This is a genomic window from Pseudomonas gingeri (genome assembly GCF_013386165.1).
Classification (GTDB): domain Bacteria; phylum Pseudomonadota; class Gammaproteobacteria; order Pseudomonadales; family Pseudomonadaceae; genus Aquipseudomonas; species Aquipseudomonas gingeri_C.
Map to the genome: position 1 here is coordinate 79826 of NZ_JACAOS010000021.1, position 15200 is coordinate 95025.

Here is a 15200-nt window from a genome sequence, read left to right on the forward strand (position 1 = left end):
ATGAGCGAAGCGAACCCGACCCTGTTGCAGATCCGCGACCTGCATATCGAAGGGCACTACGACGATGCCTGGCATCCGTTGGTGCAAGGCATCGACCTGAGCCTGGCGCGGGGCGAGGTGCTGGGCCTGATCGGTGAATCCGGTGCCGGCAAGTCGACCCTCGGGCTGGCTGCCATGGGCTATACCCGCGACGGCTGCCGCATCACCGGCGGCTCGATTCATTTCGACGGCCAGGACCTGCGCCAGTGTTCCGCCGAGGCCTTGCGCAAGCTGCGCGGCCTGCGTATCGCCTATGTGGCGCAGAGCGCGGCGGCCTCGTTCAACCCGGCGCAACGGCTGATTGACCAGCATGTGGAAAGCGCCGTGATCAATGGTGGGATCAAGCGTGCGGAGGCCGAGGCCCAGGCCGTGGAACTCTACCGGGTGTTGCGCCTGCCGAATCCGGAAAGCATTGGCCAGCGGTATCCGCACCAGGTGTCCGGCGGCCAGTTGCAGCGGGCGATGACCGCCATGGCCATGGCCTGCCAGCCGGACCTGATCATCTTCGACGAGCCGACCACGGCCCTGGACGTCACCACCCAGATCGAAGTGCTGGCGGCGATTCGCGATGCGGTGAAGCGCTTCGGCATGGCGGCGATATACATCACCCATGACCTGGCGGTGGTCTCGCAGATGGCCGACCGGATCATGGTGCTGCGCCATGGCAAGTTGGTGGAGGAGGCCGCGACCCGGCAGATGCTTGAAGCGCCGAGCGAGGATTACACCAAGTCCTTGTGGGCGGTGCGTTGTTTCCGTACTGAGCCCAAGGGCCGGCCGGAGCAGGCTGGGCCCTTGCTCGAAGTGCGCAATGCCTCGGCCAGCTACAGCCATCAGCCAGTGCTGCATGATGTGTCGATGCGTCTCTATCGTGGCCAGACCCTGGCGGTGATCGGCGAGTCGGGCAGCGGCAAGAGCACCACGGCGCGGCTGATTACCGGTTTGCTGCAACCGAGTTCTGGCCAGGTGCTGTTCGATGGCGAGGTGTTGCCGGCGGATTATCGCTGCCGCAGCAAGGCGCAATTGCGCAGTATCCAGATGATCTACCAGATCCCTGATACGGCCCTCAATCCACGCCAGCGCGTCATCGACATCATCGGCCGGCCGCTGGCGTTCTACCTGGGGCTCAAGGGCAAGGCGCTGCGCCAGCGGGTGGCCGAGTTGCTGGAGATGATCGAACTCGACCCTGCCAGGTTCATGGAACGCCTGCCGTCGGAGCTGTCCGGCGGGCAGAAGCAGCGGGTCTGCATCGCCCGGGCCTTGGCCGCCGAACCGCAGTTGATCATCTGTGATGAAGTGACTTCGGCGCTGGATCAGCTGGTGGCGGAGGGCATTCTCAAGTTGCTGGATCGGGTGCAGCGGCAGTTGGGGGTGTCCTACCTGTTTATTACCCACGACGTGGCGACGGTGCGGGCGATTGCCGATGAGGTGGTGGTGATGCAGCGCGGCAAGGTGGTCGATGCCGGCGCGCGGGAGGTGATCTTTACGCCGCCGCACCGCGACTACACCGGCCTGCTGTTTTCCTCGGAGCCGGAAATGGACCCGGATTGGCTGGATCGGATCCTGCAACAGCGTGCTGTGACGCAATGAGTTTTCACTTTGGAACACCATCTTCCTTGTGGCGAGCGGGCTTGCCCGCGCTGGGTCGCGAAGCGGCCCTAAAACCGGCTACTGCGGTGTATCAGTTAGACCGAAACGGCCGGTTTTGCGACTGCTGCGCAGCCGAGCGCGGGCAAGCCCGCTCGCCACAACAGGCGCGCTTTCCACAACAAGCCTGTTTTCCAAATCGAGAATGTTTAAACCTTCAGATTGATGAGTGACTTCAATGAACGTACTGATCATCCACGCCCACCCCGAACCACAATCCTTCACCGCCGCCCTGCGCGACCAGGCGATACACACCCTGCAAGCCCAAGGCCACGAGGTAAAGGTTTCCGACCTCTACGCCATGCACTGGAACCCGGTGGCCAGCGCCGAGGACTTCTCCGCCCGGGATAACCCCGACTACCTGGTCTACGCCCTGGAGCAACGCCTGGGTGCCAAGACCCGGAGCCTGGCCGCGGATATCCAGGCAGAACTGGACAAGTTGCTCTGGGCCGACCTGCTGATCCTCAACTTCCCGATCTACTGGTTCTCCGTGCCGGCGATCCTCAAAGGCTGGATCGACCGCGTCCTGGTGTCCGGTGTCTGCTACGGTGGCAAGCGTTTCTACGACCAGGGCGGCCTGGCGGGTAAAAAAGCGCTGGTCTGCGTGACCCTCGGCGGGCGCGAGCACATGTTCGGCGAAGGCGCGATCCACGGCCCGCTGGAAGAGATGCTACGCCCACTGTTGCGTGGCACCCTGGCCTACGTCGGACTCGACGTGCTGCCACCGTTCGTGGCCTGGCACGTGCCCTATATCAGTGCCCAGGCCCGCGAACAATTCCTGGTCGGTTACCATCAGCGCCTGGAAAACCTCGATCAGGATTGTCCCCTGGTCTTTGCGCGCCTTGCGCAGTTCGACGAGGCGCTGTACCCCATTCGCTGACGCCCCACAGGACCGTCAGCCATTGACGTTGAGAGGACAGGAGCACTATGGCCGAGGAAACGCGTTTTCTGCGTATGGACCCTGAATTGCGCAAGGCCAATCTGGTGGCGGCGACCCTGCGCTGCCTGAAGAAGTACGGCTTTGTCGGCACCTCGATCCGCAAGATCTGCGCCGAAGCCGGGGTCTCGGTGGGCTTGATCAGCCATCACTACAGCGGCAAGGACGAACTGGTGGCCGATGCCTACCTGCATATCACCGGGCAGGTCATGAGCCTGCTGCGCGAATCGGTGGCGAGCGCCGGCAGCGGTGCCCGACGGCACCTGTCGGCGTTTTTCGAAGCGTCGTTTTCCGAAGGCATGCTCGACCCCGAGTTGCTGGAGGCTTGGCTGGCCTTCTGGGGGGCGGTGAAAACCGCCGAAGCGATCAACCGCGCTCACGACCACTCCTATGGTGAGTACCGCACCATCATGGGCAATGCCCTGACCCTGCTGGCGGAGGAGGAGGGCTGGAGCGGTTTCGACAGTGGCCTGGCAGCCATCGGCCTGAGTGCCTTGCTCGATGGGTTGTGGCTCGAATGCGGCCTCAACCCGACGACCTTCACCCCGGCCGAAGGCGTACAGATCTGCGAGGCCTGGGTCGATGGCCTGCAGATGGGCGGCTATCGGCGTTTCCTGCGCTGAGCGCCTAGGGTTTGTCGAGGCGGTCCTGGTCCTTGTCCTTGCCTTTGCTTTCATTGCGGGACTTGAGGAAATGACTCGCGGTCTTTGAAGGTTCACCACGTATATTCTGACTGTAAAGGCAGATTTTTTTCTCCCCGGCCTGGTCGTTCTCGGCAACAAAACCGTAGTGGTTGCTGCGGGGGAAGATTTCCTCGTAATCCTTGGGATCATCACAATCCGGGTGTTCGAGTACGCCCGTCTTGATGAAAATCCGCTCATGGGCGGGAGGCTCGAACAGGACCATTGCGGACCTGTAGCCTGCCGCCGCCCCCCACCCCTGCAACATGACCAGCTCAGGCGCTTGGTTCTGCTGGTCGCGCAGCTCGGTCGCGACGATCAGGGCATTTTCCAGCAGGCCCCAGGTGGGTTTCTGCTCGGGACTTTCGACACCGACTAGACACAACCAGTGCAGGCCTGGATCCGTACCGATGGGGCCATTGATATGGGCGTTCGCCGTGGACATGGCCATGCTGTATCCCGCTGCGCTCGCGCAGCTTTGTCGGCTATCGACCTTGTAACGATAGAACGCGGTGCTGGCGGAAAACTTCAGGTTCCAGGTGGGGGACAGTGCTTTCAGGTCGAGTTCCGGCCTGGCGCCGAGGTAGTTCTGCTGAAGCCTGGGGGATGGGGCATCAATGGCATAGGTTGGAAATAACCGGCATTGCCGTGGCGACAGGTCGAGCCGGCCTTGCACAAAGCAGCCCAGGAGGCGTTTGGTCGACGGGCCATAGACAACATTGCCCTGCCAATGCAGTGCGTTGTCGCTGATTTCGCAAGGCGCGTTCCGATGACACTTGGCGTGGCTGGTGGAGGCCTTGTTCAGGGTGTTGACCACGCCAACCAGGGTGTTGCTGCGCGGATCCAGGATCGGGCTGCCGGAGCTGCCCTGGCCGAGTCCCCGGCACCGGGTTTTCAGGCTGTCGGGCCAGATCCAGGGGTGTTCGATGATGTCCCGCAAAGACTCCAGCCGGCAGCTCGACAGTTGCAGGTGCTCGCCCTGTGGGGCGCCGACGATCACGATATCGCTGCCCGGTTTCAACGGGGCGGCGATGAGTAGCGGCTGAATACCGGCTTGCATCAGGTCGCCCAGGCTGGCGTCCAGTTCGACAATGGCCAGGTCGATGCCGCGCATACTGCTCCAGTGGACCTGCTTCAGGGCGTACTGCCGGGTGCTGTCGGTCGTATCGGCAAAGTAGTTGAATTCGACATGCCCGGTGATGGGGGTATTCGTCAGGATCTTGCCCTGGCCCGAGTCGACACAGTGCCCGCTGGTCAGGACATAAGCGGGCTGGTCGAGGATTTCATGGCGGTGGCGGGTATCGATCAGGCTGGCAGTGCATTGCATGTTCGACTTGAACCGACCGATGCCGGTCAGATGGCTATAGGCGCCATCCTTGTTGTACAGCCTTTGTGCGGGTGGAAAGACCGGGGCGGCGTCATGGGTTTCTGCTGGCGTGGAATGGGCCGGTAGTGCCCAGTGGCCCAGGGAGGCTATCAAGGCAATGGCCAAGGTTTTTTTCATGGTGTTGTTTCTCGCTGTTCATTTGCGCTATCCGGCTGAGCCCGTCATGGGGTGCATGGCGCTTATCTAACAACGGCTTTGTTGTGGAAATGGGGTAAATAGGTATTGCCCAGACCTGTTCGTCACCGACCATTTTTCTTCTTGTTGATCGATTGTTCAGCAAGCGCTACAGTGCATCGAAAATCCCTACCGCTTCGCATAATTCCAAGAATCGGCCGCTCGCGGCACGAACAGGAGCCAGGTAATGAAGGTGATGCCGCGCGTGCTTATCGTCGAAGATGATCGGCTGCTCCGTGAACAGTGGGAGGCATGCCTGAGTCTCGATGGCTATGAAGTTCACTGTGTCGACGGTGCCGAGCAGGCAGAGGCCTGCATGAGCCGTTTAGCGGTGGCGCTGGTGCTGCTCGACGGGCAGTTGCCGGGGACGGACAGCCTGTCTCTGACTCGCCAATGGCGCGAGCGCTCGGAGGTCGGCATCATCCTGGTCGGCGAGCGCAACGACGATGCGCAGCGGATCGCCGGCCTGGAATGCGGTGCCGACGACTACCTGATCAAACCCTTGAACACCCGCGAGCTGGTTTCCCGCGCGCGCAACCTCACGCGCCGGGTGGGCCTGCCGACGCCTGCGCAGCCTGCCGGGCACCTCGAGCATTTCGCCGACTGGACCCTGGACCTCGACCGCCGTCGCCTGAAGGCCTGCGACGGCAGTGAAACCCTGCTCAGCCACGGTGAGTTCCAGTTGCTCAATGTGTTTATGCGCAACAGCGGCCACACCCTGAACCGCGATCAGTTGATGGAGCAGTTGCGCAACCGCGAGTGGCTGCCCAGCGACCGCTCCATCGATGTCCTGGTCGGGCGCCTGCGGCGCAAGCTCCATGACAACCCGGCAGCGCCGGAATTGATCATGACCATCCATGGGGCGGGCTATCTGTTCACCGCCCGGACCTCGAGGGCGGCTTGAGCCTTGCGTGGGTGGCATCAGAGATCGCTGGATTCCGCCAGACGCTCCAGCCCGACCTTGTTGACCAGCGCTTGGCTCAGGTCGTCGATACTGGCGAACAGTTGCGCCTGGTTGAATCCCCAGCGCGGGTGGACGATATAGAACTTGCCGGTGTCCCGGTCGGTTCGAATCAGCGTCGTTGTCAGTGATCTATCCTTGGAGCGATTGATCACCACGGGGCCTTGTGGTGCCGTTTCGACGGTGAACATGCCGGCACGATCGAGTTTCGGATGGGTGTCGAGCCTGGGCTGGCGCACGTAGGTGACATCGCTGAGTTCGGCCACTTGTTTCATCTTGACCTGCTTGAGTGCCCATATCAGGTCGTCGAGGCCTCTGTACTTGATGCCTCGTATGTTGCCGAACATTTCGGGCTCGAGATGAAACACATCGTAGAGGCGCCCTGAACCATCGACCAGCTGGCTCCTGACCACCGGATGCGCCTCGGGAGCCAGCAGGCGGGCACTGATCGGCCGGTAGACGATGATGTACTGATCGCCCTGTTGTTCGATAAGGAAATCCCCTGGCTGGTTCAGCAGCCCCCTGTGGGGTTTCGGCGCCTCTGGCAGCGCCTGGGGTGCCACGTTCACTTCCAGTTTCGCATCGGCTTGCACGAGCTGAATATCCTGTGAATATTTGCCTTGGGTGAACTCTCCCGGATCACGCAGGACGCGCAGCGGCGAGGGGTGCCCGCCGACATCGACGCTGCGCAGGTGGACGGCCCCCAACAGGTCGGCCAGGCCCGGTTCGGCGTGCACGGTGCTGGCATGGGAGTCCTGGCTCAGGGCAATCCAGCGATGCGGGCCTTGTTGCAGCTGGTCCGTATGGATGATTTGTCGGGCGTAGTATTTGAAGGCCCTGGCCCGATTCGTGTTGTAGCTGCCCAGGCCCTGGCGGTAGCTCGTGGCACAGTCGAGCGCCTGGACGCGAATGCCATGCCTTTGTGCGAGTTGGATCACCTCATGCAAGGCATGCGGGCCCTGGGCGTCGATGGCTTGCAAGTTATCTTGCAGTGCCAGTGCGTTCCTCAGGCGTTGGGGCATGACACCGGTGCGATGGAAGTCATTGAGGTGAACCTGGTCGAAGTCCGTCAGGAGGTTTTCCAGGTACAGGGTCTTGACCTGGTGTTCCGTGGCGAGCGCGCGCAGGTTGTCGATCAGGAACTGGCGGCCGCCCCTGGCGTGGTAGGCCGCACCGAGGACGATACCGTTCCCGCTCTGGTAGCCACGTTCCATCAGTTGGCTCGCCAGCGCCGCGTCCAGCAGGTCGGGCGCCAGTGTCCTGGCCACGGGGACCGGGCGTTCGGCGAAGAAGCTCTGGGCGTCTTCAACCAGGCGTTGCGAAAGTGAGTACACCTGGGCGGCAGCCCGGCGCTCCAGTGCGGAAGCATTCGGCGTGCTCCTGGCGTGATCAAGCCTGCTGCTGAGCGTGCGAATGATCTCTTCGAGCGTACCCCGGTGGGTGGCCGGGATCTCATAGCGTGCGCTGCCGACCGTCTCGGGTGCGCCGCCCAACCCGCGAGCCATGGGCAAGGGCTGCCAATGGTTGCCGACCTGGACGAGCTCGATGTCTTCCGCCCAGGTGTGTGCCTTGAGCAGGTAGCGCTTGCCACCCCGGGAGCCGGTGCGGTACCACTTGCCTTCCAGTTTCACGTACTGGTTCATGCTTGGCGTGCGGTCGACGAACAGGCCGTCGCGCATATAGTTGAGTTCCGGCGGTGTGCGGATTTCATAGTCCTTGAGGTCCGCGGCCAGGGACCTGATCGACGTCGCCGTCGAAGACTCCGCGGTCAGCAACTGCTGGCCGATACCGTCCTGGCCGACCCGGCGCGTCTTGACCAGACGGGACATTCTGGCGACGGGGAACGGCCGGATCTGGCGCAGCAGGGGTTTGATCAGTTGCATCGGCAGCGGCGCTGCGGCGTCAAGGAGTGTCTGGATCAGAGCCTCCTCGGCTTCCTGATGATGACCCAGGGCAAGTGCCTGACCGAAGTTGGACAGGCCATACAGACCCCGCAACAGGTAGACCGGCAGGCTGAGCTGCAAGGGGGAGACGCCGAGGATCACTTCAAGGGCGAGGCGCCAGCTCACGTTGATCCAGTACCACAGCGTTTCACGGCCCACCCGTTCGTTGCTGGCCCCGAGGTATTCCACGCTGCTGATCAGGTGCCTGGCCCTGGCTTCATACAGCGTGGTGAACAAGTCGCCTTCGATGGGAAAGTAACGGACCAGCGGGAACTGACGCGCGAACAACTGGGCCGGATCCCACTGTTCGTTCCGGGCGGCCCGTGCGATGCAGTGGTCTTTCCAGTCTTGCTGGCGCAGCAACGCCTTGATCGCCGAGGCATCCGCCAGCTCGCGCCAGGCTTTGCCATCGGGACCTTGCGGCGTGTAGAGCAGCAGGGTATCGGCGGGGGCGTCGGTACTGACGACCAGGATCTCATCGATGGTCGAGCCGTTGCGCCCGGCTTCCGTGCCGCCGAGCATCAGGTAGTTGGCGTGGACACTGTAGCCGTCCAGCAGCGGGCGGCGCTGTGCCGACGGGTACTTGAGCAGGTGTTCGATGCGCCGGTAGCCACGCTCCAGGGTGCCGTCCCTGGCATCGAGAAAGTCTCCGCTCAGACGTGCGACATAGGCCTGCAGTTTCATCCGTGCCCGTTGCCCTTCGAGCCAGGTCGCGCGCAGTGGCCCATGGTCCGGGCCCAGCAGTTTTGTCTCGAGCAGCGTCTTGTACTGACCCGGTGCGTCGACGGCACTGACGATGGCCCGCACCTGGGTGTTCGACAGGGTCAGCGTGGGGCCTGTCGCGCTGCTGATTTCAGCCTTGAAACTGACCGTTTCACCCAGGCGCAAGCCCTTGATGTTCTCCAGCGCCAGGGCCGTCAGCGACAGGCTGCGGGGGTGCACCCTGTCGATCGGCGGATGGCTTTGCCAGGCCGGGCTCAGGTGGTGGGTGGTGCGCGTGACCTGCACCACGATATGGTCAGGGTCGCTCAGGACCTGGGGATGGTGCTGTTGCAGATGGGTCTTGAGCAGACCGGCGGCGTAGGCCTTGAGGGCCGGCAGGTCGCTGAGCGAAGCGGGGACCGGGTTGGCTTCCAGGGTCGGTCGCCACAAGGTGGCGAGACGGGTCTGTTCGTCCGGGCTGATGCGGTTGATTCGATTCAACAGGTCGCTGAACATCAGGTCGCGATTGCGCCGCCTGAGGACCGGGACGATATCCAGCAGCCTGGCCAGGCTGATGGCGCCGTCCACTTGCCGGGCGAATTCGTTGACATCAGTGTGCAGGCCCGGAGCGCCTCTGGCGAAGCGCCAGGTGTCGGTGAAATCCTCTTTCTGCTTGGCGAGCAGGCCGTCCACCAGACGCTGGAAGGGATCGCCTTGTTCGATCCGCAAGCTGAACGACGTGGTGCGATCGGCCGTGCTCGCAGGACTCCAGGTGCGCTGTCGTTGCGGCAGCAGATCGAGCAGCGATTCGCGCTCGACCTCATCATCCAGGCGCTGGACCAGGCTCTTCTTCAGTGCCTGCAACGAGACGAACGGCTCCAGGCCACGGCCGATCTGATAGAGCAGCGCCGGCAGTTTGTAACTGTCCTCATCGGGACTGCGGGTGATGACCAGGCAGCCTTGCAGAATCAGGTCGAGCGGTTGCAGGGCGATCCGATAGACGTGGATCGGCCCGTCCACGGGGGATTTTTTCAGGCGTTGCTCATGGGTGGGTTGGTCCAGAACCCGTTCCAGGTCCTCTCGCTGGCTTTTCTCCAGGCTCAGATCCAGTTCGCGCAATTGCGCTTCCAGGCGCATCTGGGTCTGCAGGTTTTCCCGTAGCAGTGGCGCGGCGCTGATCCAGAAACTGTCCAGCTGTTCTGCAAGGCGGGTGTCGAAGCCAATGCCCGCATCGTCCAGGGTTTTTTTGAAGCGTCGGAGGTCCAGGCCGGCCAGTTGCTGTTCGTTGTAGGCGGCGGTTGCGCTGGCGTAGAAACCGCTGGTGGTCGGGTCGAACGTCTGGACATTGCCGGCCAGGTGCCGGGCAAAGATCTCCGTCAGGGTATGGGACTGCCTGACACCACGATAGCGGACCTGCTCGCCGCGCTCGCCGGTGTCCGACAGGGGCCAATACCGCGTTTCCTCATAGGTATTGAGGAAGATCGCATCGGGATCCTTCGAGGCGGCCTGGGGGAAGTCGCGCGCCAGTTGCCGGCCCAGGAGCAGGGCGGCGAACCAGTGGAAATTTGGCTGCTGGCGTGCCAGCAACAGGGTCCGCTCATTGGTGGCGGCCAGGGCATCGAAGGTCGTGCGCTGGCTCTGGGCGAGCTGGTCGGGGGCGGCGAAGTTGCCGGGTGGATCCTGCTGGTAGCCGTTGCCGTTGGAAAGACGCTGTGAAGGTTCCATGGGGGAGAGTCCTAGCAAGGCGCGCAAATGGGCGCGTGAAAGAGGAGGGTGTTGACCTGTCAGGCGCCGAGTGTCGTCGTTGCGCTGCCGGCCCCGCAGAAAGAGACCTTCATAGGCCTGGCTCAAGCGCTGTTCCTGCAGATACCAGTGGGCGTCGAGCCTCTGCCGCTCGCTCAGTTCGCCTTCGGAGAGTTTCAGCGACCGCAGGTCATGCTCGGTCGAGTTGGCGAGCAGTTCGTGGGCCGCGAACCGCGAGAGCAGGGGGATTCGGCTGCGCAGCAGATTCACCAGCGGATCACGGGATTGCTGCCGGAAGGCATGGAGGTTGTCGAACAGCTCCTCGCGCTGGGCAGACAGAAGAACGGCGGCCTTGTGCCTGAGTGCCGATAACTGGGTCTCGAGGGTCGGGTACTGCCCACCCAGCAGTGCCGCCCTCTGTGCCGGACACAGTTGTTGCAGGACGCTGCTCCACAGACTGCCATCGAGCACCCAGGCCCGGCTGACACGCACCCTCGGCAGATGGGGCGAGAGGTCGGGGCCATATTCGGCCGCCGCCGAGTCCTCGGGTGGATCGTAGATCTGCAAGACACTCGTCGCCGGCCAGAGCTGCTCCAGGCTGAGCAACTGCAACTGCCATGACAGGGTCGTCACCTCGGCCACGGCAGGGGAATCGTGGCTCAGCCCATCGATGAAGTCCTGTATCTCCTGGTCCAGTTCGAAGCGCAGGCGGGTGTCGAGCAATAATGCCGGCACCTGTCGGGATTCGCTGTAGGCGGCGCGCAAGGTGGTGGTGTCGATACCGCTGGCCAGGCGAATACGTCGGGCCGTCTCGGCGGGCAGGTCACTGAGGAAATGTTCGATGGCGTGGTCCAGCGACAGCGCTGTGGTGGCGTCGGCGGGGGGATCGCTCGAGGTGATCGGGGGGCTCATGTTGCGGTCCTTGTCATGGCGTGATGGCCGTTATTCAACGCGCAAGCCAAGGGCAGGGGGCGGTAATTAATGCTGCAGGCGAGGATGTTCAAAGATGTAACAGGCCCGCATGCAGAGAAGCCTGTTGTGAATCTATTGATAGTTAAAACAATGACTTGGGTCGAAGGTGAGGCTTTTGGGGGCGGCTGCGGAAGGATTGCCATGCTATTGAACAAGTGTTTAATATCGTCGAGCGATCCGCCATCCCCCCATCACAACAAGCCGAGGGCTAGCATGAGCTCCCAATCGACTCCGCAAGCTTCTTCCACTCCGCTCACCGGTGGCCAGGCCCTGGTTCGCCTGCTGGCCCATTACGGTGTCGACACGGTGTTCGGCATCCCCGGCGTGCATACCCTGGAGCTGTATCGCGGCCTGCCCGGCAGCGGCATCCGCCATGTGCTGACCCGCCATGAACAGGGCGCCGGTTTCATGGCCGACGGTTATGCCCGGGTCAGTGGCAAGCCTGGCGTCTGCTTCATCATCAGCGGTCCCGGCGTGACCAACGCCGCCACCGCCATCGGCGAGGCCTACGCCGATTCGATTCCGCTGCTGGTGATTTCCAGCGTCAACCACACCGCCAGCCTGGGCAAGGGCTGGGGTTGCCTGCACGAGACCCAGGATCAGCGGGCGATCACCGCGCCGATCACCGCGTTTTCCGCCGTGGCCCTGAGCACCGACGACCTGCCGGAACTGCTCGCCCGGGCCTTTGCCGTGTTCGACAGCGAACGGCCACGGCCGGTACATATTTCGGTGCCGCTGGACGTACTGGCCGGGCCGATCAGCCGGGACTGGAGCCGTGACGTGGTGCGCCGTCCGGGGCGCGGACTGCCGAGTGTCCCGGCGTTGCAGGAAGCCGCCCGGCGGCTGCAAGCGGCCAAGCGGCCGATGATCATTGCCGGCGGTGGCGCGTTGGCTGCCGGGAGCGAGTTGCAGGCCTTGAGCGAACGCCTGGCGGCGCCGCTGTTCACCAGCGTCGCCGGTAAAGGCTTGCTGGCGCCGGATGCGCCGTTGAATGCCGGCTCCAGCCTGTGCGTCGAAGCCGGCTGGGAACTGATCGCACAAGCCGACGTGGTGCTCGCGGTCGGCACCGAAATGGCCGATACCGATTACTGGCGCGAGCGCCTGCCGCTGACAGGCGAAGTGATCCGCGTCGATATCGACCCGCGCAAGTTCAACGACTTCTATCCCTGTGCCGTGGCCTTGCACGGGGATGCCACGCAGACCCTGGCGGCCTTGCTGACGCAATTGCCGGTCGAGCCCCGGGAGGCCGGGAAGGCGATCCAGGCTGTGGCGAACCTGAGGGCCGCTGTGCGGGCGGGTCACGGGGCGTTGCAGAACATTCACCAGAAGATTCTCGACCGGATTGCGGCGGCGATGCCGGCCGATACGTTTATCAGCAGCGACATGACCCAGCTGGCTTACACCGGCAACTACGCCTTTGCCAGCCGGGCGCCGCGCAGCTGGCTGCACCCCACCGGCTACGGCACCCTCGGCTATGGTTTGCCCGCGGGCATCGGCGCCAAGTTTGCTGCGCCGCAACGACCCGGTCTGGTGTTGGTGGGCGACGGCGGTTTTCTCTACACGGTCCAGGAGTTGGCCACTGCGGTCGAGGAACTGGACAGCCCGCTGGTGGTGCTGCTGTGGAACAACGACGCCCTCGGGCAGATCCGTGACGACATGCTCAGCCTGGATATCGAGCCGCTAGGGGTATTGCCGCGCAACCCGGATTTCGCGCTGCTGGCCCGGGCGTTTGGTTGCACCGTGCATGAGCCGCAGAGCCTGGATGAACTGGAGCGCGACCTGCGTAGCGGCTTTGCCCATCCCGGCGTGACCCTGATCGAACTCAAGCACGCCTGCGCCCGCTGACGCCTGTCACGACTGTCGTGAAAACGACCTGTTTGTACTGAACGCGCAGCGGGCGGATTTTGCTATTGAACGACTGTTCAGCTTCGACTATGTTGGCTCCACCACCCCCGGCTGATTGCGGGCTTGCGTTTCTTCACATTCGAACGAGGCACTGGCATGCGGTTTTCACCCTTTGTTGAGCGGATCAGCGGGAAAGGCGTCGCCGCCTGGGATATCCACCACGCGGCGTTCGAAGCCCAGCGCCGTGGCGAGGATGTGATCATCCTCAGCGTCGGCGATCCGGATTTCGCCACCCCCGACTTCATCACCGAAGCGGCCATCGAAGCCCTGCGCGAAGGCGATACCCACTACACCGAGATCGCCGGTCGCCTGGCCTTGCGCGAAGCGATTGGCGCACGCTACAGCCAACTGTTCGACCGCCAGTTGCAGGCGGCGAATGTCATCACCGTGGCCGGGGCGCAGAACGCGTTGTTCATCACCTCCATGTGCCTGCTCAACGCGGGTGACGAAGTGATTGCCCTCGATCCCATGTACGTGACCTACGAGGCCACCCTCAAGGCTTCCGGTGCGACCCTGGTACGGGTGCCCTGCGCGGCGGACTCGGGTTTTCGCCTGGACGCGGCCTTGTTGGCCAAGGCCATCACTCCGCGCACCCGGGCGATCTTCTTTTCGAATCCGAACAACCCCACCGGTGTGGTGCTCGGTCGCGAGGAGCTGCAAGCCATCGCCGACCTGGCGATTGCCCATGACCTGTGGGTGGTGGTGGATGAGGTCTATGAAAGCCTGGCGTTCGAGCGCGAGCACCTGAGCCTCGCGGCGCTGCCGGGCATGGCCGAGCGTTGCGTGACCATTGGCAGCCTGTCGAAATCCCACGCCATGACCGGCTGGCGCATTGGCTGGATCATTGCCAATGAAATCCTGGTGGCCCATGCCGAGACGTTGGTGCTGAGCATGCTCTACGGCTTGCCCGGCTTTGTCATGGAAGCCGCGCTCAAGGCGGTGCAGGCCCATGACGAGGTGACCCGTGGCATGAGCGAGATCTATCGTCGACGTCGCGACCTGGTGGTGCGCGGGCTTGGCGATTGTCCTGGCATTGCAGTGCTCAAGCCCGACGCCGGCATGTTTGTGCTGGTGGATGTACGTCAGACCGGCCTCACGTCCCTGGAGTTCGCCTGGCGGCTGTTCCGTGAAGCCGGGGTCTCGGTGCTTGACGCGGCGGCCTTCGGCGAGCCGGCGCAAGGCTTTGTACGGATCTCCTTCACCCTTGGCGAAGAGCGCCTGGAACAGGCCTGCCAGCGGATCCGCGGGTTTGTCGCGGTACTCCGGGGCGAGCCGGTGCGCCCGCCCATCAGCCCCGTAACGGTGGCCAGCAGCGTCGAGCCGGTCGCGACCAGGACCATGATCGAGGTCGACCGTCTGCACAAGCGCTTCGGCAATATCGAGGTGCTCAAGGGCGTATCCCTGACGGCCCGCGAGGGCGAGGTGATCTCGTTGATCGGCGCCAGCGGCTCGGGCAAGAGCACCTTGCTGCGCTGCATCAATATGCTCGAAGTGCCGGACCAGGGCCGCATCCTGGTGGACGGCGAAAGCATTCACCTGAACTTCGACCGCCCCGGCGCGCCGCTGGTGGCCGATGCCCAGCAGCTTGTGCGGATTCGCTCCAGCCTGGGCATGGTGTTCCAGAACTTCAATCTCTGGCCCCATCGCACGGTGCTGGAAAACCTGATCGAAGCGCCGACCCAGGTCCTGCGTGAGAGTCGGGCCGAGGCCATTGAACGGGCCGAAGCCTTGCTTGAACGCGTGGGCCTCGCGGCCAAGCGCAACGAGTACCCGGCGTTTCTCTCCGGGGGACAGCAACAACGGGTGGCCATCGCCCGGGCCCTGGCCATGCGGCCCAAGGTCATGCTGTTCGATGAACCCACCTCGGCACTCGACCCGGAACTGGTCGGGGAAGTGCTGCGGGTGATCCGCTCCCTCGCCGAAGAAGGCCGGACCATGATCCTGGTGACCCATGAGATGGCCTTCGCCCGCGATGTCTCTTCCAAGGTCGCGTTCCTGCATCAGGGGCTGATCGAGGCAACCGGTTCGCCGGATGAAGTGTTCGTACACCCACGCAGCGAGCGTTGCCGGCAATTCGTCAACGCTCATCAGACTCGCTAATGCACTAAATAAG

The 15200-nt window shown here is 63.4% G+C and carries 9 protein-coding genes; 6 read left to right on the forward strand and 3 right to left on the reverse strand.

Annotated features, from left to right (window positions below; translation table 11 throughout):
- Complete coding sequence (locus tag HX866_RS25535; RefSeq protein ID WP_177140627.1) at positions 1-1626, forward strand: ABC transporter ATP-binding protein; 1626 nt, start codon at positions 1-3, stop codon at positions 1624-1626.
- A gap of 78 nt (positions 1627-1704) precedes the next feature.
- Here the strand turns inward: HX866_RS25535 and HX866_RS25540 are convergent, their stop codons facing one another.
- Positions 1705-1878 (reverse strand): hypothetical protein, encoded by a 174-nt coding sequence (locus HX866_RS25540; RefSeq protein WP_177104219.1) that lies wholly within the window; start codon positions 1876-1878, stop codon positions 1705-1707.
- Between HX866_RS25540 and HX866_RS25545 the strand changes: the two genes are divergently transcribed.
- Both HX866_RS25545 and HX866_RS25550 read left to right on the forward strand, forming a co-directional pair.
- Complete coding sequence (locus tag HX866_RS25545; RefSeq protein ID WP_177125273.1) at positions 1862-2563, forward strand: NAD(P)H-dependent oxidoreductase; 702 nt, start codon at positions 1862-1864, stop codon at positions 2561-2563. The genes HX866_RS25540 and HX866_RS25545 overlap by 17 nt on opposite strands.
- Positions 2564-2610: 47 nt before the next feature.
- The gene (locus HX866_RS25550) at positions 2611-3243 is read left to right on the forward strand and encodes a TetR family transcriptional regulator C-terminal domain-containing protein (RefSeq protein ID WP_177097563.1); all 633 of its coding nucleotides are present in this window, start codon (positions 2611-2613) and stop codon (positions 3241-3243) included.
- Positions 3244-3247: 4 nt separating this feature from the next.
- Here the strand turns inward: HX866_RS25550 and HX866_RS25555 are convergent, their stop codons facing one another.
- Complete coding sequence (locus tag HX866_RS25555; RefSeq protein WP_177140628.1) at positions 3248-4804, reverse strand: trypsin-like serine peptidase; 1557 nt, start codon at positions 4802-4804, stop codon at positions 3248-3250.
- 244 nt (positions 4805-5048) lie between these two features.
- On the opposite strand from HX866_RS25555, the gene HX866_RS25560 reads away from it, so the two are divergent.
- Positions 5049-5765, forward strand: a complete 717-nt coding sequence (locus HX866_RS25560) for a winged helix-turn-helix domain-containing protein (protein WP_218179773.1) — start codon at positions 5049-5051, stop codon at positions 5763-5765.
- 17 nt (positions 5766-5782) lie between these two features.
- On the opposite strand, the gene HX866_RS25565 is transcribed toward HX866_RS25560, so the two are convergent.
- Positions 5783-11122 (reverse strand): membrane-targeted effector domain-containing toxin, encoded by a 5340-nt coding sequence (locus HX866_RS25565; RefSeq protein ID WP_177140629.1) that lies wholly within the window; start codon positions 11120-11122, stop codon positions 5783-5785.
- 273 nt (positions 11123-11395) lie between these two features.
- Between HX866_RS25565 and HX866_RS25570 the strand changes: the two genes are divergently transcribed.
- Both HX866_RS25570 and HX866_RS34615 read left to right on the forward strand, forming a co-directional pair.
- Positions 11396-13027: a 5-guanidino-2-oxopentanoate decarboxylase gene (locus HX866_RS25570; RefSeq protein ID WP_177140630.1), complete on the forward strand. Its 1632-nt coding sequence runs from the start codon at positions 11396-11398 to the stop codon at positions 13025-13027.
- 156 nt (positions 13028-13183) lie between these two features.
- Positions 13184-15187 carry an aminotransferase class I/II-fold pyridoxal phosphate-dependent enzyme gene (locus HX866_RS34615; protein ID WP_177140631.1) on the forward strand — a complete coding sequence of 668 codons (2004 nt, stop codon included), beginning with the start codon at positions 13184-13186 and terminating at the stop codon, positions 15185-15187.
- Positions 15188-15200 lie beyond the last annotated feature (13 nt).